This window comes from Mesobacillus foraminis (genome assembly GCF_004340465.1).
GTDB lineage: Bacteria > Bacillota > Bacilli > Bacillales > Cytobacillaceae > Mesobacillus_B > Mesobacillus_B foraminis.
Window position 1 is genome coordinate 109,187 of the sequence record NZ_SLVV01000011.1, and the last position, 23,607, is coordinate 132,793.

Genomic DNA, 23,607 nt, shown 5'->3' on the forward strand with positions numbered 1-23,607 from the left:
ATTAGAAGGTATTGGGAAGTTGCAGGGAGGATAAACGATGTACAGGAAAAATTGCGAGCGTTGCGGCAGGCCTTCCTTTAGCAGCAGTGAGGCAGGGACCTGGCATTGCCCGGTTTGCGGGAATGATCTCACAAACTATCCATTCTTTGACGCAGAAACTCTTGAGAAATTGATTATTCTCCAGAAATGGAGAACCCAGGTATATGATAAGAATCATAGAGTGCTGAAATAAGTTCGACTCTGTTCAAGGATATTTGAGGGAAAATATAGTTATAACTTCTTCCACTAGAACAAGCATTCGACAGGCACACGGGGAATTGAAGTGTATATATAAGCAAAGATTGAATTGTTTCCATGCACCATGTCAGCTTTTGCCATAAAATAAATTAGGAATTTTAAATCTTTATGACAATTTTCAACAAAATCCTTATTAAGAACCATATAAAATAGGATTTGTTAATAAAAGTAAGCAGCTTGTCACAGAAAAAGGCAAACTTGTCGAAAGTCAAGGGCGCAAAGTCACGGGTCTAAGGTGTGGGATGGTGCTATGATAGCCGGACTGCCTGGAATACGAAACGTATTTTAGGGGGAAAAGAGACATGGAAAAAGCATTGCATAGTGAATTGGATGCCGAATGGGTGAAGTTGATCAAGGAAGCTTTAGAATTGGGAATCAATAAAGAAGAGATCAGGGATTTCCTTAACAGTGACAAAGCTGACGCAGTGGCAGTGGGCAGCTAAGTCCATTTGGTACATATGCAAAAGGCTGAGTAGCTCTATAAGGGTTGCTTTTTTTCTGTGAAAAAGCCACCTCATCAGGTGGCTTTTCCTTTCAGTAAAAATTGTCTATTTGCCCTGGTTGCTTCTCCACTTGTTGAATTCGAGAAATTCCTTAAATTGTTCCTTGGAAATCCCGGAATCCATAGCTTCCCGAACCAGTCCTATCCAGTCGGAATCAACGGATTCTTTGCTTGGTTCGTCATGTATTAAACGATCGACGGGGATATTTAAAACGGAGGCAATTTTTTCTAGGAATTGTATAGAAGGGTTTTTTTGAAGATTCCTTTCAAGGGAACTCAAATAAGATTTGGCTACACCAGCTTGTTCGGCCAGTTCAGATAAAGACATCTTTTTTTCAAGCCGATACTTTTTAACTCTTTCACCAATCACAAAATTCACACACCTTATACATCATATAGTTTCATCATAACAAATTTTTGTTTGCGGTTCCATATTAAGAACGTTGAGAGAACAAAAAATAATCCTTTCAGCCTATATTCTATTTATAGTATCGACCATTTCAGGGTTATTTTAACAAGAAATTTTCAAAAAGAGCTGCCAGATCAAATGGACTGGCAGCTTTTTATTATAATCTCACCTTAATGCTTAGGATATTTTCCGACGAGATGAATAGCACTGATAATCCGCTTGTTGATCCAGGCCCGGTTTTCATTGGTATTAAGCTGTTCGAATACCATTTTCCGTCCTTCCTCAGTCGTAACGTAATGGCTGGGGAGATTGTTCAGACTGATGGCAATGATATCGGTCCGGCATTTTTGGCAGTGGCAGAATGTCTGGTAGTCAGGGCTCATCATCAGTACATTCACCAGGGTAGCAACAAGTTCTTCCATAACGTTCATATAGCCTTTATCCATGGGATCCTTCTTTCGCTCTTGAGGTTTAGACTCCATTATACTACAAGAAGTGGTTTTATTCTTTGAGGACAGGGAAGCATTATAATGGTAAGTTTTTGAAAGGAGTGACACCATATGGGTAAAAAAATTGCATGCGTCATTACGGATATGTTTGAGGACTCAGAATATATAGAGCCAACACGTGCTTTTATGGATGCAGGCCATGAGGTAGTATCGATTGAAAAAGAACAGGGAAAGAACGTCACTGGCAAGCAGGGCGAAATCAAGACGACCATAGATAAAGGCATCGATGATGTAAGTCCATCCGATTTTGATGCCTTGTTCATACCAGGCGGATTTTCTCCGGACCAGCTCCGAGCTGACGACCGCTTCGTTCAGTTTGCGAAAGCATTCATGGATGATAAGAAACCAGTCTTCGCTATCTGCCATGGGCCTCAGCTGCTTATCACCGCTAAATCCCTGGAAGGAAGAAAAGCCACAGGCTATAAGTCCATCCAGGTAGATATGGAGTATGCGGGAGTAGACTATAAGGATGAGGAAGTTGTAGTTTGCGGAGGCCAGCTGGTAACAAGCCGCACTCCAAACGACATCCCGGCATTTAACCGTGAAGCATTAAACTTGTTAAAATAGGAATCAATTCTAGAAAGCCCTTTTGCCTTTGTGCAAAAGGGCTTTCTTATTTTGGGATCGTAGTATTTTTTACACCATTTCCTGTATAAGCTAATATAGAAGAGGAAAGAACAAATTCAGGGAGATGAAGGAATGATTGTTTTAAAATCAGCCAGAGAGATAGAAAAAATGCATGAAGCGGGAAAACTGCTTGCTGCTGTTCATAAAGAGATTGCCAAGATGATAAAACCAGGCATAACGACTTGGGAAATCGACCAGTTTGTCGATGCCTTTTTAAGCCGGCACGGTGCAACAGCCGAGCAAAAGGGATACCGCGGCTACGAGTATGCCACATGTGCCAGTATAAATGATGAAGTTTGCCACGGCTTTCCCAGAAAAGAGCCATTGAAAGATGGAGATCTTGTCACCATAGATATGGTCGTAAATCTGAACGGCGGACTAGCGGACTCAGCCTGGTCCTATCCAGTGGGTAATGTATCAGCCGAGGCTAAAAAACTCCTGAAGGTAACAAAAGAAGCCCTCTATATTGGAATCGAAAAATCGGTCCCCGGAAATCGTATTGGTGATATTGGCCACGCGATCCAGACGTATGTGGAGGAAGCAGGATTCTCGGTTGTGAGAGAGTTCATCGGCCATGGAATCGGGAATGTTATTCACGAAAAGCCCGATATCCCACACTTTGGACTGCCAGGGAAAGGTGCGAGAATTAAAGAAGGAATGGTTTTTACGATTGAACCTATGGTTAATATCGGGGAATGGAAAACAAAAATGGATTCTAATCACTGGACTGCCCGCACCATTGACGGCAAGCTTTCAGCCCAGTATGAACATACAATCGCCATTACCAAGGACGGCCCTGTCATCCTAACGGATCAGGGAGAATAAGCACGCGAGGCAGCCGGAATCTGGCTGTCTTTTTTTCTTCTATTTGACCAGAAAAGTAAAAAACCGGCTTTACTTGCCGGTTTAAACTTGGATTATTTTCGAAGGCTTCCCAGTTCCTCGGCAATCGCCTGCATTTCATTGATGCTGAAAGAGTCCTTTTTTATAATCATTTCATAAATGTCCCTTAGCTCTTCGTACATTTCTTCATTAAAGTGCGACGGTTTAATTGCGCCCATATTTAAAACATTGAGCTTCTCTTTAATTTTTTCAATCATAAACTCTACATTTTCAACCGATTTAACTGATAGGTCCACTGTGTTCAACCTCCCGCTTTTATGTACCATCATCTTTCCATTTTCCCTTGTAAAAGTCAACCAAATTTTAACCTGAAAAGTTCTGACCCTTCAGGTTCCGTATCTATTGTGCTTGGTGGGCAGATTCCAGCTGTCGGCCAAAAAGAAATCAGGCAAAACTTGCATATGTCACCGAAAATCGACGAAAATGTTAGGGAGGAGGAGTTGCAAGAATGATAAATGTTTTATTCGTGTGTCTGGGGAATATCTGCCGGTCACCGATGGCTGAAGCCATGTTTCGTGATTTAGTAAAACGGGAAGGGTTTGAACAAAAAATCTCCGTTGATTCGGCGGGCACCGGGGACTGGCATGTGGGAAAGCCTCCGCATGAAGGGACCAGAGGAATCCTTGAGAGGTACAGCATAAACTCAGAAGGCTTAAAAGCCCGGCAGATTACAGCAGATGATCTTGACCAGTTTGATTATGTAATCGGCATGGACTCGGAAAATATCAAGAACATCAAACAGCTTTCCGATGGAGATGGCCCGGTAGTTAAGAGGCTGCTCGATTTTACTGTCGGCCAAGGCAATAAGGATGTTCCAGACCCTTATTTTACGGGCAATTTTGACGAGACCTACGATCTTGTAAAAGCAGGCTGCCAGGCATTGCTGGATCATATAAAAGCAGCACATCATCTTTAGTCTTCAAGGGTATTAATAAAGTAACACAGCAGATTGAAAGGGTGAGCATGGATGGGAAGTTCGAGAAAGTTTTGGCTTGGAATGGTATTGGGGGCAGTGGCAGGAGGAGCATTAAGTCTTTTTGACAGATCGACGAGGATGTCCGTTAAAGAGGATTTGCGCAAAGTGTCAGGAAGCGTCAGCTATATTGCCAAACATCCTGATGAATTTGTCAATGATGTAAGGGAGACAGTAGCAAAAGTCACGACTACTGTTGAGCAGGTCACGGAAGATGTCGCATTTATTGCTGAAAAGGTTGAGGAAATCAGGGATGTACCGCCACAGCTGACAGAGCTCGTTCATGATACGAAGGAGACGTTTATGAAAATGGGTGAAGATGGAAAAAGTAATCTCATGCAGTAATGGTGTATGCCATTACTAGATTGAGCGGCTGCAAGCCGGCGGGGCGAGGGGGGAGCCTGGAATGATTGATTTAACTTTTTTCAGAGGCATCTGGAACAGGATTAATGAAGACGATGTACCGGCCCTGGCTGCCCAGCTGGCCTATTTCTTTTTGCTTTCTCTGTTTCCGCTCCTCATTTTTCTCGTATCCCTTTTGCCGTATTTGCCGATTACAAAAGAGGATTTGATTACACTGCTGCACGATTATGCTCCCGGGGAGACTGCCCATTTTCTTTCCAACAGTATTGAAGATGTCCTGAGGAAGGACGGGGCCCTCCTGTCTTTTGGAATCCTGGCAACACTTTGGTCGGCTTCAAATGGGATTAATGCCGTAGTCCGGGCATTCAATAAGGCTTATCGCGTTAGTGAGACACGGCCTTTTTTGCTCGCAAGATTAATGTCAATCATTCTCACCATTGCCATGATCTTTGTCTTCATTGTGGCACTGCTGCTTCCAGTCTTTGGCCGTGAACTTGGTGAATTTTTGTTTGCCCAATTTGGGCTAAAGAGTGAGTTCCTCTCATTCTGGAATGCTTTGCGCTGGTTTCTCTCCTTTTTTGTTTTATTTACAGTCTTTACAGGGCTGTATTGGATTGCTCCAAATAAAAAGTTAAAGTGCATCAGTGCCCTCCCTGGCGCGGTCTTTTCTACTTTGGGATGGGTTGTTGTCTCGCTGGGATTTTCCTACTATGTAAGCAATTTTGGGCAGTATGCTGTTATTTACGGTCCAATTGGCGGGGTTATAGTCCTGTTGATCTGGCTGTACCTTGCCGGCTTCATCACCATACTGGGTGGAGAAATCAACGCTTATTTCTCGAGTAAAAAAGAGAACTGCTAGCTTATGTTGCCTGCCTTATCTTACCTTGAAATAATAAGTGGGAATCTGTAAAAAATAGACCGGAGGGAAACCTCATTTATCATGGAGGGGGTATTTGGATGTCCAAAAACAAAGGCGGAGGGACAAAACAAAAAGGAAAATCCAGTCCTAAAAGCAAAACATCAAGTTCATCAAATAAGTCAAATGGCTATCACTAAATCTTGGGCTTTTGGGTAAGCAGCCGGTTCTGTAAAAGATTTTAAAACAATTCAGAGAAGCAGTGTGTTTCGATAGGGATTCACACTGCTTTTTCATTAAACGAAAATGACTTAAATCAATTTTCAACTCTTTAGCAAATGGAGTATTGATATCTAATTGAAAATTTAGAATAAAGTAGCTACTATTTGTCATAAATTTCTATATAATAAATCTTGAGCAGGGGCACTACGGTGATTTTGCGGTGCTCCATTTGTATTTGATAAAAAGATGGGGGGAACAATTTAAATGTCTAATGATCCTGAGGTTTTATTAGATAATGGAAAACAGAATGATTCGAAAATGAAGGAAGAAAGGAGAGAAGGGGAGCCGACTTCAGCTTTCAAAGGGGCTTCCTGGGCAGCGCTGCTGGTAGGTGTTGCAGCTTACCTCATTGGCCTATTTAATGCAACCATGCAACTGAACGAAAAGGGATATTATTTTGCCGTTTTGATATTCGGCCTTTATGCAGCGGTATCCTTGCAAAAAGCAGTAAGGGATAAGGATGAGGGAATTCCGGTAACCAGCATTTATTATGGAATCAGCTGGGTTGCACTTATTGTATCAATTTCATTAATGGTCATCGGTTTGTACAATGCGGAAAGTATTGTTTTAAGCGAAAAAGGATTTTATGGAATGTCCTTTGTTCTTAGTTTATTCGCCGCCATCACGGTACAAAAAAATATTAGGGATGCACAGAGGGCAAGGGAAAGAGACTAGGTTGCTTGGCTCGGATGCTTGATTCATTCGTGGTATCAGATTAGATCCCTAAAATAGATAATGATTGAAACGACAGTATTGAACTGCACCTTCGGTTGTTGGTATGAAGGTGCAAGCTCAGTGCCTGTTGTTTTTTTTATCGAAGCAAAGCATGCCAACATATAGTGAAGCACATGTTAGCTAAAAAATCTTTTGTGATAATCTCGATATCTGTTTTAAAATCAAGAGCAGAATGCCTTTAATGTGAAATTATATTGCGAATGCAGTTGGGCTTTATAATGTTACGTCGGCTGACGGCTCGGGTGGTTTGGCTAACGGTTGCCGGGAACTGCTGACATCAGGAACGAAGCAGCCTCAAACTGTTCAATATAACCAGTATGGTGCTGCCTTCATGACCAATGACACCAAATGGGAGGTCCAAAAACTGCAGAAAGTTGGATGAAATCAGGATCATGATGACCAGAATAGAAAATATGATATTTTGTTTAATGATAGAATTCATCTTTCTGGATAACGAGATGGCCTCGGCGATACGCGGCAAATCATTTTTCATCAGGACCACATCTGCGGTTTCGAGAGCGATATCTGTTCCTTCTCCCATGGCAATTCCGACATTGGCTGCGGCCAGTGCGGGGGCATCATTGATTCCATCTCCGACCATGGCTATTGTCCCAAATTCTCGTTGAAGCTGTTTTACCTGTTCGACTTTGGTTTCAGGAAGACATTCGGCAACATATTGGTCCACATGGCTCTCGGCAGCAATCGCCTTGGCTGTTTTGCTGCTGTCACCGGTAAGCATGACGGTATGGATGCCTTGGGCTTTTAACAGGTTGATTGCCTTTTTCGTTTCACTGCGGACAACATCTTTCAATGCAATTAAAGCAGCAATTTCACCATTCTTCTCAATAAAGACGATGGTTTTGCCTTCGCCGGCGAGTTTAAGTGCGGCACCTTCTGCAAAGACTTCAGCCTTTTCAACGTCAATAAAACCGGCTTTCCCAATCTTCCAGCTTTCATTGGGAAAATGTGCTCTTACTCCCCAGCCAGGGACATCCTCGATGCTTTCCGGCGACAGAATCTCAACATTTAGAGTCTGTTTAACATACTTAACGACAGCTCCAGCAAGGGGATGGTTCGAGTGGCTTTCAATCGACGCGGCCTTAAGCATAACTTCCTCAACCGACAAGCCGGGCAGCACCAGAATGTCCGTTACCTCCGGTTTTCCTTTGGTCAGCGTTCCGGTTTTATCAAACGCAATGGCCTTGAGGTTGCTAAGGTTTTCAAGATGAACGCCGCCTTTAAACAAAATTCCATGTCGTGCCCCATTTGAAATGGCGGATAAAGTTGCTGGCATGATGGAAGCAACAAGCGCACAGGGAGAGGCAACGACCAGCAAAATCATCGCGCGGTAAAATGTTTCCGTCCAGCTCCAGCCTAAAAGATAATGCGGAATAAACATCATTAGAAAGACAACGGCTAGAACGATTTTTACATAGGCTCCTTCAAACCTTTCAATGAATTGCTGGGAAGGCGACTTCTGGCTCTGTGCGGATTGCACAAGCTCGATAATCTTCTGGAAGAGAGTGTCGCTGTTTGGCTTGGTAATCTCGACTGTCATTGAACCGGTTAAGTTCACTGTGCCGGCAAATACCTCTTCGCCTATATTTTTGGCAACCGGAACAGCCTCCCCGGTTATAGCTGCTTCGTCAATGGTGGTATGCCCTCTTGCAATCCTTCCATCCGAAGGGACGCGTTCACCGGGCTTGACGAGGATCATATCACCAATGGAAAGCGCCGAGACATGTACTTTTTCTTCCATGCCGTTCTTGATCAGAAGTGCTTCTTCGGGCTGGAGCTCCATCAGCGATGAAATCTCTTTGTGGCTCTTGTTCATGGTATAGGTTTCAAGTGCACCGCTCATTGCAAAAATAAAAATCAGGATGGCGCCCTCTGTCCAGTATCCGATTATCGCAGAACCGACAGCAGCCAGTATCATCAGCATTTCCACATTCAGTTCCTTATTCGCAATCGTATCTTCAATGCCTTCCTTGGCTTTCGCGAATCCGCCAATAACATAGGCGAGTATGAATAAGGTAACAGAGACTGCTCCGTAATCCCCTTTTCCAAGCAGCCAGCCCGCAGCGATCAAAATTCCGCATAAAATCGCTGCTGCAAGTTCTGAATGAGGCTTAACTTTTTCCAACATACTAATATCTGACCCTGAGGTTTGTTCGGATAGTGCATTTGCTGCCTGTGCCATACCATCGCCCTCCCTATTGTTTTCATCCCTATACCCAAATCAGTCTTGCTTATGTCTGCACATGCTCGCATAGGCTTTTGCTGTCCAGCTGCAGCGCCTAGCCCTTCGGGACATAAGCCATCCCGCTACAGAAGGCAAAGGACGCCTTCCTGCGCGGGCTGTCTTATGCCTGCCAGGGCTAACCAGGCGCTTCCGCTTTTCTCTTTGTCCAGCTGCGCCTCCTAGCCCCTCGGGGTCATAAGCCAGTTCCCTGCAGAAGGCAAGGAACGCCTTCCTTCGGAAACTGTCTTATGCCTGTCGGACTTGCACAGGAAGTGCTGACGTCAACGTTCGCCACAGGACGTGGCGGCTTTTAGTTGATGTTCCTTTGAAATGTCGGCTCCGCTTTTCACTGTCCAGCTGCAGCGCCTAGCCCTTCGGGACATAAGCCATCCCGCTACAGAAGGCAAAGGACGCCTTCCTGCGCGGGCTGTCTTATGCCTGCCAGGGCTAACCAGGCGCTTCCGCTTTTCTTCTCTAATTGAGATTAAAAATCAAAATCAGCAGCCTTAAAAAACACGAAAGCTGCCATCAGGAGATGACAGCAGCGAAAAGATTTCATATACCAGGATTTAGTTTTGTTAATGGTACCATACATTTTATGCTTTTAGAACCAAACTGCTCCAGTTTTCGGAAAACTTTCATATTACGCTGAACGTGTTTTGTTTGCAGTGGATTCTGATGGCTTGAAGGCCAGCAGGGAAAAGAATATGACCAGCAGCATGGTGCTAATGACATAAAAAAATCCTGGACCTTTTAAATGCTGTATGGACATTCCTCCAATAAAAGGTCCGGTGATGCTTCCGAAGGAGAAGAATATTCCGCACATTAAGTTACCGGCAGGCAAAAGCTGCTTTGGAAGCAGATCGGCCATATAGCTGATTCCGAGTGAAAATGTGGATCCAACAAGCATGCCTGCAAGGAAAAAGCAAATGAATAATCCTGGAATGGAGTTTTGAACCATCCCGGCTGCAGTAAAGCAGACAAATCCCAGCAGCATGACGGTGATCAGCACATTCTTTCTTCCGAGCCTGTCACTCAGGATACCGAGCGGAAGCTGAAAGACAATGCTTCCTGCCGCAAATGCGGGCAGGATAAGAGAAACGGCACTCACTTCAATCCCGCTTCTAAGAGCATATACAGGGAAGTTCCCGTTAAGGGAGGCTTCGAGAAATCCATAGCCAAATGGCGGCAGAAAGGCCACCCAGGCATATTTAAAAACTTTGCCGAACCTTGTGAATGTTCCAAGGAAGGAGCTTGTTTCAAGGTCGTTTTCAGGGTATTCATTTTTTAAAGTCCAGACCAGCAGCCACGATATCAATGAAATCGCAGACGAAATCATAAACGGAAGTGATTCATGAACTTCTACAAATCGGGTCATTAACGGGCCGGCGGTAAAACCCAGTCCAAAAAAAAGCCCATAGAGGGAAATGTTGCGGCCAAGCCGTTCCTTTGGAGATGACGATGTAATCCAGGTCTGGGTGCCAAAATGAAGCATATGATCCCCAATTCCGATTAAAAACCTTAGAACGAACCAGAACCAAAAAGATTTCCACAGGGGAAACGAGGCTAGGGCCCCAGCCACAAGGATTCCGCCTGCGAGTATGACAGGCTTGTATCCGAATTTTCTGAGAGGACCCTCCATTAAAGGGGAAGCCAGCAGGATCCCGATATACAGTCCAGTCGCGTGAAAACCATTCATCGAGGATGAAAGTCCGTCCTGCTCAAAGATGATGGCGACTAATGGGAGGAGCATTCCCTGAGAAAGGCCAGAAATGGCGACAATGCTTACAAGGACCCAAAAGCGAAATTTATTATTTTTATCCATAACAGTCTCCTACAGTTGATTATTCTTTGATGGTACATGAGGACAAATCAATCTGGCAAGGGATAGAGAGGTTTTTAAAGTTCTATTATGGGAAAAAATAGTATACTCTCATTCATGTGAATTACGGGAAAAACGTTCCGTAAAATTTAGGTAAGCAACTGGTTAATACGATGAAAGGCAGGAAAGAAAATGGAGTTTAAAATGAAAGATGTATTGGGTTTTCACGCAGACTTAGAATATGGAAAGCTTGACGTGGCAGGCGATGTAGCACATGGATTCAGGCCGTATCAGCTGCTGGTTGCATCTATAGCTGTATGCAGCGGTGGTGTACTGCGAAAGGTCCTTACAAAAATGAGGATGGAGTTCAGCGACATTACCATTAAAGCTGATGCCGAGCGGAATAAAGAAGCCGCTGACAGGGTAGAGAAAATCACTGTCCACTTTACAATCACTGGAAAGAACCTAAGTGAATCCAAAGTGGAAAAGGCGCTGGTGCTGACAAGAAAGAACTGTTCCATGGTTCAATCTGTCATAGGAAGCATCGAAGTGGAGGAAACCTTTGAACTGATTGAAGAAGATTAATTCTTCGAACGCATTTTATTGTAAAGTGGGGTTTTAGTTGATGAATAAAGTTTTTATGCTGATGACGTTTATAGGAGTCCCGCTATCTGTCATTGGCTCTTTAATGCATTGGCCAAGCACTCTGTTATTTGTCATTTACTGCTTGACGATTATTGCCTTGGCAAGCTATATGGGCAGGGCAACGGAAAGTCTTGCCATCGTGGCAGGTCCGCGGATTGGCGGCCTTTTGAACGCTACCTTTGGGAACGCAGTTGAATTAATCATATCCATTTTTGCGCTGAGAGAAGGTCTTGTAGGGGTTGTGCTGGCATCCCTTACTGGTTCTGTCCTGGGGAACCTTCTGCTCGTAGCTGGACTGTCCTTTTTTATCGGAGGACTGAAATACAAGCGGCAAACCTTTAATGTATTTGATGCCAGACATAATTCGGGATTACTGATGTTTGCCGTAATCTTGGCATTTGTGATTCCAGAAGTGTTTTCTTTTGAAATGGACAGTGACGAAACACTGGGCCTGAGCATTGGAGTTGCCATCATTTTGATGACCCTCTATCTGGCTGCACTGTTTTTTAAGCTAGTTACACACCGGGGTGTTTACCAGTCAGCAGAAAATGCCGAATCCCAGCATGAAGAAGAGCCTGAGTGGAGCAAAGGGAAAGCAATTCTGATTTTGCTGCTGGCTACTCTAGCGGTCGCCTATGTGTCCGAAAATCTTGTTCATACTTTTGAGACGGTGGCAGAACAATTCGGCTGGACAGAGCTGTTTATCGGGGTTATTATTGTTGCGATCGTCGGGAATGCAGCTGAACACGCATCAGCGGTCATCATGGCTTATAAAAATAAAATGGATGTAGCAGTAGAGATTGCTTTTGGATCGACTTTGCAAGTGGCCATGTTTGTAGCGCCGCTTCTTGTATTAGTTTCTTTAATGTTTGAGACGAAAATGCCGCTGGTGTTTACGATGCCCGAGTTGATTTCCATGGCGACGGCTGCGCTTCTGACCATCATTATATCGAACGATGGGGAAACAAACTGGTTTGAAGGCCTCACACTCCTTGCTGCGTATGTTATTATGGGAATAGGTTTTTTCCTTTTATAATTTTTAGCCCTGTGCCTTTTGGGACAGGGCTTTAACTTTGCAGGATAGGAGAGTAGCAATGGCATTGTTTTATCGGATTTTGTTTTTCTTAGTGGGGCAATTTATTTTATCGCTTGGAATCAGCCTGACAATTGAATCGGGTCTGGGTTCAGGTGCCTGGGATGCTCTGAATGTAGGGCTTTCTGAAACCGTTGGCTTAACGACGGGTACTTGGGTGGTGCTCGTTGGGGTCATCTTGATTATGACCAATGCATTCATGGTAAAAAGGCGGCTCGACATTGGAGCCATCATCACCCTCTTTATAACTGGTGTCTTTATTGATTTCTGGCTCTTACAGGTATTTGATCAGCTTTCCGTAACTGACCTTATCCATCAGCTGCTCGTTTTTAGCGGAGGGCTTTTAACCATTAGCATCGGGCTCGCCATCTATATTCAGGCAAAATTCTCCTTAAGTCCCATTGACAGTCTCATGATGGCCATTCGGGAAAGGTTCGGGCTCAATTTAATGGCTGCTAAGACGGCGGGAGAGGTAATTGCCCTTATTCTGGCACTTATGTTCAATGGTCCTATTGGAATAGGGACGATCATCGTCACCTTTGCCATTGGCCCGCTAATTCAGGTTTTCTTCCCTCATTTTGAGAGTCTGCTGAACAAGCTGAAGGCCAATGCGAGATAATTTATAAAAGCTTGGATAATCTGTCGTGACTCCGAAAAAACTACTATCAAAGAAACAGCTTTGAAGTATGGAAAGGAGCCCGACATCATGAAAAAGTTTACAGCCATCCTTTTAAGCATGGTGTTCTTATTGTCTTTTTTTACGCCAGCTCTGGCGGGGAAAAAGGCAGAGCCGCCTCAGAAGGAAGCTAAGTATGCGATCCCAAACTCAGTCATGAATATCACGAAGGAAAATACGTACCCCAACCCAACAGAGGATTTGCCATTTTTACAGCCTAGTGAACTGGCAAAAGAACTTATCGATTCTTCAAGAGTCAAGATTGAAAACCCTGATTTAATCCGGATGCTGAACGAAACAAGCATCAATTCAACACCTTTTGCAATCGGCTATCGAGCCATTGTTTATCTGGGAGAGTGGCCGCTCAGTTATGAGTCTGCGGAAACTTCGCCAAACTGGGAATTCCAAAAGATAAATACCAATTACTATGATAACCGCGGAGGAACTGCTCCTTATAAAATTCATTATGTGCAGGAGCAGCAAAAAGTGGTTAGAGGCGGATTGACAGCAAAAATCAAGAATGCTCCCGACGTTCAGAAGATGATGCTGCTGACTGCTGCCAAAAAGACGGGGCTCCCGCTGGCATTTGAAACGGTCATTGGTGCAGGAACAAAAAAGGATCAAATCTACAACATCCAGCCAAAGAGGCTGGGCTACTTGTATGGCTATGCACCGGCCATTAATGAAAAGGGAAAGGTTACTTACGGGGAAGTATACTTGATGCTTAAAGGGAACAAGAAAATGATTGTTGTTAAAAATGTGACATCCCAGGGAATTGGAGCCTGGATTCCTATTCAGGATCATGTTTCATTCGGGTTTGTTTCAAGCGAACGTCCAAGATAGCCGGAGACCTACTCTCCGGTTTTTTTTGTACATCACGGTGCTTTTCTTGACAATAGGATGAGAAAACTTGTTTAGGTCCTCGTTTTTCCGGGAATTAACCAAACATGAATCGCATTAATACCTATAGTTAAGGAGGAACTAAAACATGGCACAGAATATTTTAGATAGTAAAACGAACAGTATGGATTCAACGATGAACAATATGGATTCGTCCATGTACAATTCTGGTATGTACGAAAACGGCTCTTCTATGAACCGGGTGAAAACATCAGTGAACAGGTCTTCATCTTCATCAAATAACAGCAGGCTGATGCGCGGAGTACTCATCGGAGGAGTCATTGGCGGAGTGCTGGCCATGCTTGATTCCAACACACGCACTAAGGTCAAGGATGCAGCTGTAAACGTAAAGGATTCTTCAATGAATATGATCAGCGAAGTGAAAAACAATCCTTCTGATGTTAAGGATCAAATGGTCAATTCATTCAAGGATGCCTCAAATGTCCTGAAAGAAGCGATCAGCGATGCTCAAAAACTATATGAACGACTAAATCGGGACATGTTCGGCAAAATGGGCGAGGTAAAAGAAATGACAACTGAAGCTATGAACACCGCCGTGGATGCGAAAGAGGACCTGGCGAACATTGGATCTAAGGTAAAAGAGGCGGGTTCAACAGTAATGGACAACCCTGTTGTCGATGCTGCGTCTGAAACTGGAACTTCAAACAATAAAAATGCAACCACAAGCTCATCAGTCCAAGGCTCAACAGAAGTAACATCTTTTGAAGGCAGCACCAACCCTAGCACATTCAGCGGTCTTGGATCTGAACAGAACATGGACTCCAATCTTGCAGGTGATTATGCAACAGGAATGGACAGTCAGCCTGCGGACAAGCTGAATAAGGACAAAACCAATTCTGTATCTGTAAATCCTGAAAACCAGAATAATGATAACAACCGTTAAAAAAAGGAATGCTTTATTTAAAGGGTCAATCGCTTATGATTGGCCCTTTTTCTTTTTCACCAAACCCAGTATTATCCCAGTTTCGGGGAATTTATGAGGGGGTATTTACTAATAGACAGTTATTAGTTTTTATAGGGAGGGATTTTGCATGGGGAATGGAAAAAACATTCAAACACGGTCATCCCGAAGCGAGTATGAAAGAGAGACCGCGACAGGAACTAAGGGGATGGTCGTATCCGCACATCCTTACGCAACCGATGCCGGGGAAAGAATCCTGAGGAATGGCGGCAACGCAATAGATGCTGCAATCGCTGTCCAATTTGCCCTTAATCTTGGGGAACCGATGATGACGGGAATTGGCGGAAGCGGTTTTTTTATGGTTCACCACAATGAAAGCAAAACCACGAAAATATATAATGGGCATTCGCAGGCTCCGAAAAGCGCCCATCCAGACATGTTTCTAGACGATCATGGTGAGGTCATTCCATTCCGGGAAAGGTCGACCCATGCTAACGCGGTCGGCGTGCCGGGAATCCTGGCAGCCATGGAAGCTGCACGCAAGGATTATGGTTTAATGCCGCTTGCCGATTTGATTCAGCCTTCCATTGAAGCGGCAGAACAAGGCGTTGAGGTCAATTGGATGCTCGACTGGGCTTTGAAGGAATTTGAGTATCGTTTAAGTGACCATGCAAGAGAATTGTTCATGCCGAATGGAAAAGGCTTGATTGAGGGAGATATTTATTTTAAAGAACATCTTGTTAAAACATACAGGGTCCTCCAGAGGGAAGGAATCAAGGCGTTTTATGAAGGTGAAATTGCACAAGCGATTGTTTCTACTTTAAAAGAGCATGGGGGCTCCATGGAGCTGTCAGACCTGAAAAATTACCAGGTGACGGTGGACGAGCCTGTCTGGACTGATTACCGAGACTACCGGCTTGCTTCTTCCAATATGCCGAGTGCCGGCGGAACCACCATGCTACAGATCCTTAAGCTGCTTGAAGGTTTTAATATGAGTGCCTATGAGGCGAAGTCGTGGGAAAAGTACTACTTATTTGCTGAGGCAATGAGAATTGCCTTTTCCGATAAAATGGCGTTTTCGGGAGATCCGCTCTTTAATCATATACCGATTAAGGGGATGCTTAATGCTGATTATCTTGGCGAACGCCGCCGGTTGATCAATTTTCAAAGCCGCAGTACGGAGGTGGACTATGGAAATCCATGGGCATATGACGATGGTAAAGAGGTTAAAGTAGTTGCCCAGCCTTTTGAGCCTGAGCGGGAGAGAAGTGAGACCACTCATTTTACGGTCATGGACCGCTGGGGAAATATCGTCGCATGCACCTCCACTGTGGAGCATCCATTTGGGTCAGGGATCATGGTAAAGGATTACGGGTTTGTCCTCAATAATGAATTGACCGATTTTGACCCGATTCCAGGCGGCTTAAATGAAGTCCAGCCAGGCAAGCGCCCGGTAAGCTGCAAAAGTCCAACGATTGTCTTTAAGGAAGGAAAGCCTTGTCTCACCTTAGGCTCTCCTGGAGGTCCGACAATTGTCGGCTCCGTGTTCCAGACAATCGTTAATGTACTGGATTTTAAAATGGATTTAAAAGAGGCAATCGAGGAACCGAGGATTTTTAACAGCACTGGTTCCTTAATTGGCTGGGAAGATGGCGTGGATGAAAAGAGCAAGGCCAAGCTGGAACAGATGGGCTTTACATTCATTGAAGACCCTTATCCAATCGGGAATGTCCAGGGTATTTTCATTGACCAGGAAACAGGCAGGCTGTATGGGGCAGCAGACTCCAGCCGTGAAGGGAAAGCGGCGGGGCTGGACTGACGGATGATAAATCCAAAAATCGGCACGACTTTCAGCAAATCGGCTGCTTGCCAGGCTTTGAAAAGGGAATACTTTTATTAAGCGATGCAGGACCAAAGGGAATGGGGAGAACTCAACTTTAACCAAACGTTTGATTAAGATTGCAAGTACCTTCGTTTTTCGGTAGGATGAGAACGGAGTGAAAGGAGAGAGTTGTTTGGGAAGCCCGATTAAAGATAGCAGTAACCAGGTAATATTTTTAAAGCACCGCCTAAATTCTTTTTTAGATCTGCTTGAGGCCATTGATCCGGAAGAGGCAGATTTGGACGATATCGATCGAATGATTGCCATTGTCGAGGAAATGGATGCCAAGTGCCGTGAATTTAAAAACCGTGACTTGTAAGAAGACCCTTTTTTAGGGTCTTTTTTTAGCGGAGAGAGTGTTGTGGGTGTTGCGGGGCAGATTCAGGGAAGATTCAGGGATGAGGAAGGAAATGAGGAGTAAAGCCCGAGAATCAGATGATCAGGGCTATGAAGACGAAAAAACCTGAGTAGTACGGTGGAAAAAAGGCATTATCGATTTTTGAAAAGAAAACCATCCAGGGTTTCAGACATTTCGCAGCTCTTAATAGAAACCCTTTCGCAAGGTGGTTATGAAAGCTTCAAAACCACCTTGCGAATAAGGATTGGTTATCATTGTTCCCGTAAGAAAAAGGGTTTGTTTATCCCCATAACGACCGAAACCCGGACGAGGGGGGAGAAAAGGTCATTTTGGCGACTTCATGATGCCCTTAAGTACAAAGTAGAAGAGAAAAGGGTTATCGTGAAAATGTTTATAACTCCCCAAACCTCTATGGAAATTGAAAAAAGGTAATCATGAAACAATGCGAACCCGTTAGAAAATCCCGGGATTACAGGTTACGGCTATCTAGTATATTTGAGGGCTTATTTCCTTATTTTCCGTCCGTCTCCTTGTAAACGATACCAGTTTTTATCTTTAAAAAGATTCTTTATAGGAGTATAATGAAAGCGGAATTGTTAAAGAAAATTCATAATATTAGCGGTAATGGATGGATATAGGGAGCAAAGAGGAGAGGGGTATATACATGAATATCGAGAAGTTTCAGGAAAGTATGTACAAGCTGATTGTGGAAACATCTACGAATCTTCCAAAGGATGTCAGACGGGCAATCAAAGCAGCGAAAGAGCGTGAAAATGCGGGAACTCGCTCAGCGATGAGCCTGGCGACGATTACGAATAATATACAAATGGCTGATGAAAATGTTTCTCCAATCTGCCAGGATACGGGTCTTCCTACTTTTAAAATAAAAGTACCGGTTGGTGCAAACCAGCTTGAGATGCAAAAAGCGATTAAGAATGCTATTGCCCTCGCAACAAAAGATGGGAAGCTTAGGCCAAACTCGGTTGATTCCCTGACTGGGGATAACAGCGGTGACAATCTGGGTGAAGGGACACCGGTCATTAAATTTGCGCAGTGGGAAAAGGATTATATCGACGCACGTCTGATTTTAAAGGGCGGCGGCTGTGAAAATAAAAATATCCAGTACAGTCTGCCCTGCGAACTTGAAGGGCTTGGCCGTGCCGGCCGCGACCTTGATGGAATCCGCAAGTGCATCCTGCACTCTGTTTACCAGGCACAAGGACAGGGCTGCAGCGCAGGGTTCATCGGTGTCGGAATTGGCGGTGACCGTTCTTCCGGTTATGACCTTGCAAAGGAGCAGCTGTTCCGCTCTGTCGATGATGTAAACCCTCACGAAGACCTTCGCAAGCTTGAAGATTATATTATGGCAAATGCCAATGAACTTGGAATCGGAACCATGGGATTTGGCGGTGAGACTACACTTCTTGGCTGCAAGGTTGGGGTTATGAACCGGATTCCTGCGAGCTTCTTCGTATCTGTTGCTTATAACTGCTGGGCATTCCGCCGCCTTGGCGTTCAGGTGAACCCGGAAACCGGGGAAATTCAGGACTGGCTTTACCAGGAAGGCGAAAAAATTGATTTCGCCGAGCCTGCAGAAGCAGAAATCGCTGCAGCGGCCGAGGCTCCGGAAGCTCCAGCTGTCCAGGAAGCCATTACACTGAACGCGCCGATTACAGAAGAGCAGATCCGCCAGCTAAAAGTCGGCGATGTTGTGAAAATTACCGGAAGAATTTATACAGGCCGCGACGCCATCCATAAATATCTCATGGATCATGATGCTCCTGTAGATTTAAATGGCCAGGTAATTTACCATTGCGGGCCAGTCATGCTGAAGGACGACGAAGGAAACTGGCATGTTAAGGCAGCCGGACCGACAACCAGTATCCGTGAGGAGCCTTACCAAGGGGACATCATGAAAAAGTTTGGCATCCGAGCTGTTATCGGTAAAGGCGGAATGGGTCCCAAAACACTGGCTGCACTGCAGGAGCATGGCGGGGTTTACCTGAATGCCATTGGAGGAGCTGCCCAGTATTATGCGGATTGCATCAAGGGAGTAGAAGGCGTCGATCTTATGAATTTCGGAATTCCGGAAGCGATGTGGCATCTGCGCGTAGAGGGCTTTACGGCCGTTGTCACAATGGATTCTCATGGAAACAGCCTTCACAGTGAGGTGGAAAAGTCTTCACTTGAAAAGCTTGCCCAGTTTAAGGAACCTGTTTTTAAATAATTGGAGTGCCAAGTTACTAGTTAACCGCTTTGAAAATGCTAAAAAAAGCTGTCAGGCAAACACATCATAAAACGCCCGGAGAGTATGCCTCCGGGCGTTTTAACGTACCGAACTGATTCGATTAAACGTCCTGCTTATTTTCTTTTACTTGCTTATAAAAATTCGATGTTATTACCAATACTATTCCTGCAACAATTAAAGGTAACGAGAGTGCTCCGTAAGGCTCTGGTGTATCTGCTATGCCAATCCTCTGATTGAATGCAAAACCCGCTGCAAATAGAAGGATACCTGTATAATAAAGGATTTTTCCAATCTTGGTACGCTTCATCAAATAAAACACTCCTTTCCCCATCCCTATATAATCACAATTTTAATCAAGCTGCTTTTGTTCATTCTCTTATTTCAATACGCTTTAGCATCATCCTAAGTTTCAAAAAATTCATTAGATAGAAGTGCTTCACATCAGTGCAACATTATAAAAAGTCTGTTGTCCCCGTAAAGGGAATCGCAACATGCAAATTTGAATGGATGTATGGGCGGCTCCTGCTGGTTTATATTTTATGAAAGTAAATTATCGTTTTGCTTTTTGTTTAATTCTTAGTTCTTAACAAACAATAAGAAAAAACATCACTGGAGGAACAGCATGAGACGCATCTATAAACTGCTACTGGCCGTAAGTGTGATTTTATTAATGACTGGACCGCTTGCCTATGCGGAGTTCCCGAACAACCCGATTGGCTGGGGGTTCAAAAAAGGCCGTGAAGGGAAGCCTGCCGATGCCGGCAAACCATTGGAACAGCTGATTGGAAAGTATGGGGCAGTCTATAAAGGTGATCCAAATAAAAAAGATATCTATTTAACCTTTGATAACGGCTATGAAAATGGCTACACCGATCAGATTCTGGATGTACTGAAAAAGGAAAAGGTGCCAGCTGCATTCTTTGTTACCGGCCATTACCTGGAAAGTGCGGAAGACCAGGTCATCAGGATGGTTGAGGATGGGCATATTGTCGGGAACCATTCTTATCACCACCCAGATTTGACCAAAGTGAGTGATGAAAAGCTGAAGGAGGAGCTGGAATTGGTCCGTTCGAAGACCCAGGAACTCACAGGTCAAAAGCACATGAGTTATCTCAGGCCGCCGCGGGGAGTTTTCAGTGAGCGGACCATGCAGCTTGCAAGGGATGCTGGCTACACCCATGTATTCTGGTCACTTGCCTTCGTTGACTGGAACACGGACCAGCAAAGGGGCTGGCAATACTCCTATGACAATATTATGAGGCAGATTCATCCCGGGGCCATTTTACTATTGCACACTGTCTCTAAAGACAATGCAGATGCTCTGGAGAAGGCGATCCAGGACTTGAAAAAACAAGGATATACGTTTAAAAGCCTTGATGACTTAATGCTGAGTGGAGTGCTTAAAGACCCTATGCTTTATTAAAACAAGTGCCCGGATCCACTAGATTCGGGCTTCTTTCAGTAGAGAGTACATTATAATAATTAGGATTAGAGAGAAGCAGCTATTTCAGGAAGGAAACTGGAAAACATGATATAATACGGGGAAAATGAAAAGGTGGTCGTGGTATGTGGGAGGAAACGATCTCAATCACCGGTCCTTATAATTTTGACCTTGCGCTGGACAGGCTTTCTCTCGATCCCCTGCATTGTGTGGATAAAGAGAAGAAAACTGTAAAGGTTCCGGTCACGATCGGGACCCGGCAGGTGGCTGCCGTTGTAACAGGAACCGGCAGTCTAGAGAAGCCCGAGTTTCTTATAAAGAGTGAGGCAGAGAAGGAAAGCGTCGTCCCCCGTCTGTACGAAATTTTTGGCTGGAATGTCGAGCTTCTTAATGTTCATGAGCATTTCCAGACTACCGATCTGAAAGCCTTGTTCAATGACCACTATGGAACGCCTTTAGTCCTTGATTTTGATCCGTTTGGCTGTCTGCTGAAGTGCATTATCCATCAGCAGCTGAACCTTGCCTTTGCCTATACCTTGACCCAAAGGTTTGTTACAGCCTTTGGGAACGAAGTGGATGGGATTTGGTTTTATCCGAATCCTGAGAGAGTGGCTTCCCTGAAGGTCGGGGAGCTTCGCGATTTGCAGTTCAGCGGCAGAAAAGCAGAGTATGTGATCGGGATTGCAACAATGGCTGTAGAAGGTAAGCTTGATTTTAAAAAAATGAGGGATATGCCCGATGCAGAGATTGCCAATCAGCTGATAAAAGTCAGGGGCGTTGGCCCATGGACGGTTCAGAACTTCCTCATGTTCGGGCTTGGGCGGCCGAACCTGTTTCCCACGGCGGACATTGGACTTCAGAATGCGATAAAAAAGTACTATCATCTAGATGAAAAACCTACATTGGCCGAAATGGAGCAGCTAAAGGTGCCATGGGAGCCTTACTTAAGCTATGCCTCTCTTTATTTGTGGAGAAGCATTGAATAAATGGAGTGAAGCAGCATGAAAAAAGAAACACCATCGTTTTCCGGGAGGAACAAAACCGGAAAGCAGGGTATGAATAAAGCCAGGGGAAATTCCAGGCCCGGCAGCAACTTTAACCAAAAGCAGGACCAGTCTGTCAAGATGGAGGTTAAACAAACCTTTCCGCTCACGATCAAACGCCTAGGCATCAATGGGGAAGGAGTCGGCTATTTTAAGCGGCAGGTTGTGTTTGTTCCAGGTGCACTTCCAGGAGAGGAAGTGGTTGCCGAGGTTACGAAGGTTCTTCCGAAGTATTCAGAAGCCAGGATTAAGAAAATCAGAAAGCCTTCCGAACACCGCGTAACCCCTGTCTGCCCAGTTTATGAAGAGTGCGGAGGCTGCCAGCTGCAGCATCTTCATTATACGCAGCAGCTGAAGGAAAAGCAGGACATTGTCATTCAATCACTTGAGCGCCACACAAAGCTGCCGGTAGCAAACATGGATATTCGGCCAACGGTCGGAATGGAAAATCCTTGGGGCTACCGCAATAAAAGCCAGTTCCAGGTTGGCGAACATGGAGGAAAGATTCTCGCGGGCCTTTACGGGTTAAATTCCCATAAACTGATCAATATTGAACAGTGTGCTGTTCAGCATCCGGCAACAAATAAAGCAACGGAAGCGGTTAAAAGCATCCTGCAGGAATTGAACATTTCCATTTATAATGAAAAAACCGGAAAAGGTCTGGTTCGGACCATTGTCGTCCGGACTGGAATCCAGACTGGCGAGCTTCAAATTGTCCTGATCACGACGAAAAAAGAACTGCCAAACAAGGAGCAGATCGTTCAGGAAATCAAACGACGGCTTCCGGAAGTGGTTTCGATTGTCCAAAATATTAACGGGGAAAAAACCTCGCTGATCTTTGGCGAGGAAACGGAAACCATTGAAGGCAATGATTTTATCCAGGAAACGCTGGGTGATCTGCAATTCGAGCTTTCTGCCCGGACATTCTTCCAGCTAAATCCGGAGCAAACGGTCAATCTGTACAATGAAGTAAAGGCAGCAGCCGGGCTGACTGGAACAGAAAAAGTAGTAGATGCCTATTGTGGAGTGGGGACAATCGGTCTTTGGCTGGCCGACCAGGCAGGAGAGATTCGCGGGATGGACATCATTCCCGAATCAATCGAGGATGCTAAGAAAAATGCCAAGCGTCATGGAATCACCCATACGAAATATGTGCCAGGAAAAGCCGAGGATGTCCTCCCGAAATGGGTAAAAAAGGGCTGGAAACCAGATGTGATCGTTGTTGACCCACCGAGGACCGGTCTCGACAGCGGCCTTCTTCAGACCATCCTTCAGGTCAAGCCGCAAAAGGTGGTCTATGTTTCCTGTAACCCATCCACGCTGGCGAAGGATATCGAAGTATTAAGCAAATCCTATCAAGTGGAATACATTCAGCCTGTGGATATGTTTCCGCATACGGCGCATGTGGAGGCCGTTGCTAAAATAGTATTGAAAGGAGGCAACTAACCCTTATGGGAGTTGCCTTTTGTGTGTCTTGAAAAGGAGTGACAAACGTGTAATGAATTGCTACTTTGGCCTTGCTTTTACAGGTAATGCCGCCATCAAGGGTTTAACATGTCGCAGGTGGATTTTATAGTTTTTCTTCCCATTACTGCAAATTCTTGTTTAACTGCCAGATTTTTAGATGTCCCTCGATACTCCTTAGGTCCTCACGGCGCCTTTTAATACAAATTTTGTAAATTCCTTCCCGCCTTTCAATTACTTTGTGATCTTTTTTTATTTAGCTTTCGCGGGATCTGACTGACATAGCTCTCATCCTCTAATTTGCCTAACAATTAGCACAGCTAATAAAAGAGCATACCGGCAAGTACTTTTGCAAATTTGCTAACGAATACCAAAGCAAACGTAGTCTTGTTTAGTGTTGCGGCAGTTCACGCAG

At 44.6% G+C, this 23,607-nt stretch carries 25 protein-coding genes and 1 riboswitch; of the genes, 19 read left to right on the forward strand and 6 right to left on the reverse strand.

Annotated features, from left to right (window positions below):
• Window positions 1–37: 37 nt before the first annotated feature.
• Together EV146_RS19955 and EV146_RS19960 are read left to right on the forward strand one after the other, a co-directional pair.
• Complete coding sequence (locus EV146_RS19955) at window positions 38–232, forward strand: hypothetical protein (RefSeq protein WP_121610034.1); 195 nt, start codon at window positions 38–40, stop codon at window positions 230–232.
• A 246-nt stretch (window positions 233–478) separates the two neighbouring features.
• Window positions 479–567: riboswitch (cyclic di-GMP riboswitch) on the forward strand.
• Window positions 568–599: 32 nt separating this feature from the next.
• Entirely contained in the window at window positions 600–740 is a 141-nt protein-coding gene (locus EV146_RS19960) for an anti-repressor SinI family protein (RefSeq protein ID WP_132010031.1), read from the forward strand.
• Window positions 741–845: 105 nt separating this feature from the next.
• Here EV146_RS19960 and EV146_RS19965 read toward each other — a convergent pair whose 3' ends face one another.
• Both EV146_RS19965 and EV146_RS19970 read right to left on the reverse strand, forming a co-directional pair.
• Window positions 846–1,169, reverse strand: a complete 324-nt coding sequence (locus tag EV146_RS19965) for a helix-turn-helix domain-containing protein (RefSeq protein WP_121610033.1) — start codon at window positions 1,167–1,169, stop codon at window positions 846–848.
• Between the two features lie 209 nt (window positions 1,170–1,378).
• The gene (locus EV146_RS19970) at window positions 1,379–1,654 is read right to left on the reverse strand and encodes a late competence development ComFB family protein (protein WP_241993984.1); all 276 of its coding nucleotides are present in this window, start codon (window positions 1,652–1,654) and stop codon (window positions 1,379–1,381) included.
• A 114-nt stretch (window positions 1,655–1,768) separates the two neighbouring features.
• Between EV146_RS19970 and EV146_RS19975 the strand changes: the two genes are divergently transcribed.
• A complete protein-coding gene (locus EV146_RS19975; protein ID WP_121610032.1) occupies window positions 1,769–2,284 on the forward strand; it encodes a type 1 glutamine amidotransferase domain-containing protein in 516 nt (171 codons plus the stop codon).
• Between the two features lie 132 nt (window positions 2,285–2,416).
• Entirely contained in the window at window positions 2,417–3,169 is a 753-nt protein-coding gene (map, locus tag EV146_RS19980) for a type I methionyl aminopeptidase (RefSeq protein WP_132010034.1), read from the forward strand.
• Window positions 3,170–3,261: 92 nt separating this feature from the next.
• Here the strand turns inward: map and EV146_RS19985 are convergent, their stop codons facing one another.
• Entirely contained in the window at window positions 3,262–3,483 is a 222-nt protein-coding gene (locus tag EV146_RS19985; protein WP_132010037.1) for a DUF1128 domain-containing protein, read from the reverse strand.
• Between the two features lie 212 nt (window positions 3,484–3,695).
• On the opposite strand from EV146_RS19985, the gene EV146_RS19990 reads away from it, so the two are divergent.
• From EV146_RS19990 to yiaA, 4 genes are all read left to right on the forward strand, one after another.
• A complete protein-coding gene (locus tag EV146_RS19990; protein WP_132010040.1) occupies window positions 3,696–4,163 on the forward strand; it encodes a low molecular weight protein-tyrosine-phosphatase in 468 nt (155 codons plus the stop codon).
• Window positions 4,164–4,214: 51 nt separating this feature from the next.
• Window positions 4,215–4,565: a YtxH domain-containing protein gene (locus tag EV146_RS19995; RefSeq protein ID WP_132010043.1), complete on the forward strand. Its 351-nt coding sequence runs from the start codon at window positions 4,215–4,217 to the stop codon at window positions 4,563–4,565.
• Window positions 4,566–4,626: 61 nt separating this feature from the next.
• Window positions 4,627–5,442 (forward strand): YihY/virulence factor BrkB family protein, encoded by an 816-nt coding sequence (locus tag EV146_RS20000; RefSeq protein ID WP_132010046.1) that lies wholly within the window; start codon window positions 4,627–4,629, stop codon window positions 5,440–5,442.
• A gap of 483 nt (window positions 5,443–5,925) precedes the next feature.
• Window positions 5,926–6,396, forward strand: coding sequence for an inner membrane protein YiaA (gene yiaA, locus EV146_RS20005; protein ID WP_132010049.1), 471 nt, complete (start codon window positions 5,926–5,928; stop codon window positions 6,394–6,396).
• 337 nt (window positions 6,397–6,733) lie between these two features.
• Here the strand turns inward: yiaA and EV146_RS20010 are convergent, their stop codons facing one another.
• Together EV146_RS20010 and EV146_RS20015 are read right to left on the reverse strand one after the other, a co-directional pair.
• Window positions 6,734–8,656: a heavy metal translocating P-type ATPase gene (locus tag EV146_RS20010; protein ID WP_132010052.1), complete on the reverse strand. Its 1,923-nt coding sequence runs from the start codon at window positions 8,654–8,656 to the stop codon at window positions 6,734–6,736.
• Window positions 8,657–9,341: 685 nt separating this feature from the next.
• Window positions 9,342–10,523 carry an MFS transporter gene (locus EV146_RS20015; RefSeq protein ID WP_132010055.1) on the reverse strand — a complete coding sequence of 394 codons (1,182 nt, stop codon included), beginning with the start codon at window positions 10,521–10,523 and terminating at the stop codon, window positions 9,342–9,344.
• 189 nt (window positions 10,524–10,712) lie between these two features.
• Between EV146_RS20015 and EV146_RS20020 the strand changes: the two genes are divergently transcribed.
• From EV146_RS20020 to EV146_RS20055, 8 genes are all read left to right on the forward strand, one after another.
• Window positions 10,713–11,105, forward strand: a complete 393-nt coding sequence (locus EV146_RS20020; protein WP_132010058.1) for an OsmC family protein — start codon at window positions 10,713–10,715, stop codon at window positions 11,103–11,105.
• Between the two features lie 40 nt (window positions 11,106–11,145).
• Window positions 11,146–12,201: a calcium/proton exchanger gene (gene cax, locus EV146_RS20025; protein WP_181215946.1), complete on the forward strand. Its 1,056-nt coding sequence runs from the start codon at window positions 11,146–11,148 to the stop codon at window positions 12,199–12,201.
• 58 nt (window positions 12,202–12,259) lie between these two features.
• Window positions 12,260–12,877, forward strand: coding sequence for a YczE/YyaS/YitT family protein (locus EV146_RS20030; protein WP_132010064.1), 618 nt, complete (start codon window positions 12,260–12,262; stop codon window positions 12,875–12,877).
• Between the two features lie 87 nt (window positions 12,878–12,964).
• Entirely contained in the window at window positions 12,965–13,777 is an 813-nt protein-coding gene (locus EV146_RS20035) for a YfkD famly protein (protein WP_132010067.1), read from the forward strand.
• Window positions 13,778–13,922: 145 nt separating this feature from the next.
• The gene (locus EV146_RS27655; RefSeq protein ID WP_181215947.1) at window positions 13,923–14,738 is read left to right on the forward strand and encodes a hypothetical protein; all 816 of its coding nucleotides are present in this window, start codon (window positions 13,923–13,925) and stop codon (window positions 14,736–14,738) included.
• Window positions 14,739–14,886: 148 nt separating this feature from the next.
• Window positions 14,887–16,575: a gamma-glutamyltransferase gene (gene ggt / locus EV146_RS20045; protein WP_132010070.1), complete on the forward strand. Its 1,689-nt coding sequence runs from the start codon at window positions 14,887–14,889 to the stop codon at window positions 16,573–16,575.
• Between the two features lie 196 nt (window positions 16,576–16,771).
• Window positions 16,772–16,957, forward strand: coding sequence for an SE1561 family protein (locus EV146_RS20050; RefSeq protein WP_121610019.1), 186 nt, complete (start codon window positions 16,772–16,774; stop codon window positions 16,955–16,957).
• A gap of 703 nt (window positions 16,958–17,660) precedes the next feature.
• Window positions 17,661–19,223 (forward strand): fumarate hydratase, encoded by a 1,563-nt coding sequence (locus tag EV146_RS20055; protein WP_132010073.1) that lies wholly within the window; start codon window positions 17,661–17,663, stop codon window positions 19,221–19,223.
• A 121-nt stretch (window positions 19,224–19,344) separates the two neighbouring features.
• Here EV146_RS20055 and EV146_RS20060 read toward each other — a convergent pair whose 3' ends face one another.
• Window positions 19,345–19,554: a hypothetical protein gene (locus EV146_RS20060; RefSeq protein WP_132010076.1), complete on the reverse strand. Its 210-nt coding sequence runs from the start codon at window positions 19,552–19,554 to the stop codon at window positions 19,345–19,347.
• Between the two features lie 312 nt (window positions 19,555–19,866).
• Between EV146_RS20060 and pdaA the strand changes: the two genes are divergently transcribed.
• From pdaA to rlmD, 3 genes are all read left to right on the forward strand, one after another.
• Entirely contained in the window at window positions 19,867–20,667 is an 801-nt protein-coding gene (gene pdaA / locus EV146_RS20065) for a delta-lactam-biosynthetic de-N-acetylase (RefSeq protein ID WP_132010079.1), read from the forward strand.
• Window positions 20,668–20,810: 143 nt separating this feature from the next.
• Entirely contained in the window at window positions 20,811–21,671 is an 861-nt protein-coding gene (locus tag EV146_RS20070) for a DNA-3-methyladenine glycosylase family protein (RefSeq protein WP_132010082.1), read from the forward strand.
• A 138-nt stretch (window positions 21,672–21,809) separates the two neighbouring features.
• Window positions 21,810–23,174 carry a 23S rRNA (uracil(1939)-C(5))-methyltransferase RlmD gene (gene rlmD, locus EV146_RS20075; RefSeq protein WP_373566088.1) on the forward strand — a complete coding sequence of 455 codons (1,365 nt, stop codon included), beginning with the start codon at window positions 21,810–21,812 and terminating at the stop codon, window positions 23,172–23,174.
• Window positions 23,175–23,607 lie beyond the last annotated feature (433 nt).

Bases quoted from the DNA above. Each gene is read 5' to 3' on its own strand.
- EV146_RS20015 (WP_132010055.1), bottom strand. From the start codon at position 10,523: ATGGATAAAAATAATAAATTTCGCTTTTGGGTCCTTGTAAGCATTGTC.
- EV146_RS19955 (WP_121610034.1), top strand. From the start codon at position 38: ATGTACAGGAAAAATTGCGAGCGTTGCGGCAGGCCTTCCTTTAGCAGC.
- EV146_RS19975 (WP_121610032.1), top strand. From the start codon at position 1,769: ATGGGTAAAAAAATTGCATGCGTCATTACGGATATGTTTGAGGACTCA.
- EV146_RS19960 (WP_132010031.1), top strand. From the start codon at position 600: ATGGAAAAAGCATTGCATAGTGAATTGGATGCCGAATGGGTGAAGTTG.
- EV146_RS20020 (WP_132010058.1), top strand. From the start codon at position 10,713: ATGGAGTTTAAAATGAAAGATGTATTGGGTTTTCACGCAGACTTAGAA.
- ggt (WP_132010070.1), top strand. From the start codon at position 14,887: ATGGGGAATGGAAAAAACATTCAAACACGGTCATCCCGAAGCGAGTAT.
- EV146_RS20070 (WP_132010082.1), top strand. From the start codon at position 20,811: ATGTGGGAGGAAACGATCTCAATCACCGGTCCTTATAATTTTGACCTT.
- EV146_RS20010 (WP_132010052.1), bottom strand. From the start codon at position 8,656: ATGGCACAGGCAGCAAATGCACTATCCGAACAAACCTCAGGGTCAGAT.
- EV146_RS20055 (WP_132010073.1), top strand. From the start codon at position 17,661: ATGAATATCGAGAAGTTTCAGGAAAGTATGTACAAGCTGATTGTGGAA.
- EV146_RS19970 (WP_241993984.1), bottom strand. From the start codon at position 1,654: ATGGATAAAGGCTATATGAACGTTATGGAAGAACTTGTTGCTACCCTG.
- pdaA (WP_132010079.1), top strand. From the start codon at position 19,867: ATGAGACGCATCTATAAACTGCTACTGGCCGTAAGTGTGATTTTATTA.
- cax (WP_181215946.1), top strand. From the start codon at position 11,146: ATGAATAAAGTTTTTATGCTGATGACGTTTATAGGAGTCCCGCTATCT.
- EV146_RS27655 (WP_181215947.1), top strand. From the start codon at position 13,923: ATGGCACAGAATATTTTAGATAGTAAAACGAACAGTATGGATTCAACG.
- EV146_RS19995 (WP_132010043.1), top strand. From the start codon at position 4,215: ATGGGAAGTTCGAGAAAGTTTTGGCTTGGAATGGTATTGGGGGCAGTG.
- yiaA (WP_132010049.1), top strand. From the start codon at position 5,926: ATGTCTAATGATCCTGAGGTTTTATTAGATAATGGAAAACAGAATGAT.
- EV146_RS19990 (WP_132010040.1), top strand. From the start codon at position 3,696: ATGATAAATGTTTTATTCGTGTGTCTGGGGAATATCTGCCGGTCACCG.
- EV146_RS20000 (WP_132010046.1), top strand. From the start codon at position 4,627: ATGATTGATTTAACTTTTTTCAGAGGCATCTGGAACAGGATTAATGAA.
- EV146_RS20035 (WP_132010067.1), top strand. From the start codon at position 12,965: ATGAAAAAGTTTACAGCCATCCTTTTAAGCATGGTGTTCTTATTGTCT.
- map (WP_132010034.1), top strand. From the start codon at position 2,417: ATGATTGTTTTAAAATCAGCCAGAGAGATAGAAAAAATGCATGAAGCG.
- EV146_RS20030 (WP_132010064.1), top strand. From the start codon at position 12,260: ATGGCATTGTTTTATCGGATTTTGTTTTTCTTAGTGGGGCAATTTATT.
- rlmD (WP_373566088.1), top strand. From the start codon at position 21,810: ATGGAGGTTAAACAAACCTTTCCGCTCACGATCAAACGCCTAGGCATC.